Consider the following 689-nt stretch of genomic DNA (forward strand, 5'->3'; position numbering starts at 1 on the left):
GACGTGGTCATTACCACCGCCCTGGTGCCGGGCCGTCCGGCACCGCGGTTGGTGACCGCGGCCGCGGTGGAGGGCATGAAACCGGGATCGGTGGTGGTCGACCTGGCCGGGGAGACCGGTGGTAACTGCGAGCTCACCGAACCCGGCCAGACCGTCGTCAAGCACGGGGTGACGATCTGCTCGCCGCTGAACCTCCCCGCCAGCATGCCCGAGCACGCCTCGGAGCTGTATTCGAAGAACATCTCCGCCCTGCTGGAGCTGATGTTGCCGCGTCCTGCGTCACCCGCACGCCCGAACAGGGGAGCAAGTTGTGATATCGAAGATATTCATCACCCCCATGGCGTCATTGTTGGCGTTCGCTGTGCTCGTGGTCGACAGATTTCTCGGCCCTGAATTGCCGCATCTGTTGAAGCCAAGCGAATCTGAGGCCTCACATCCCACAGGGAGCTGTTGATGTATACCGAATTGTTGGCGAACATCGCGATCCTGGTGTTGTCCGGGTTCGTGGGGTTCGCGGTGATCTCGAAGGTCCCGAACACGTTGCACACCCCGTTGATGTCGGGCACGAACGCCATCCACGGCATCGTCGTGCTCGGCGCGCTGGTGGTGCTCGGCAAGGTCGACAACCCGCCGTGGGGGCTGCAGGTGATCCTGTTCGTCGCCCTGGTCTTCGGAACGATCAACGTGGT

Annotated in this window: 1 protein-coding gene and 1 pseudogene; both read left to right on the plus strand. The window is 63.0% G+C overall.

Going from position 1 to position 689, the window contains the following annotated elements:
• A pseudogene (locus AZG88_RS50750) lies at positions 1–393 on the plus strand (hypothetical protein); the annotation flags it as partial.
• Between the two features lie 60 nt (positions 394–453).
• Positions 454–689: NAD(P) transhydrogenase subunit alpha (locus AZG88_RS29460; protein ID WP_061699910.1), on the plus strand; the 236-nt coding region annotated here is incomplete at its 3' end.

This window comes from Rhodococcus sp. LB1, assembly GCF_001583455.1.
GTDB classification, from domain to species: Bacteria; Actinomycetota; Actinomycetes; order Mycobacteriales; family Mycobacteriaceae; genus Rhodococcus_F; species Rhodococcus_F opacus.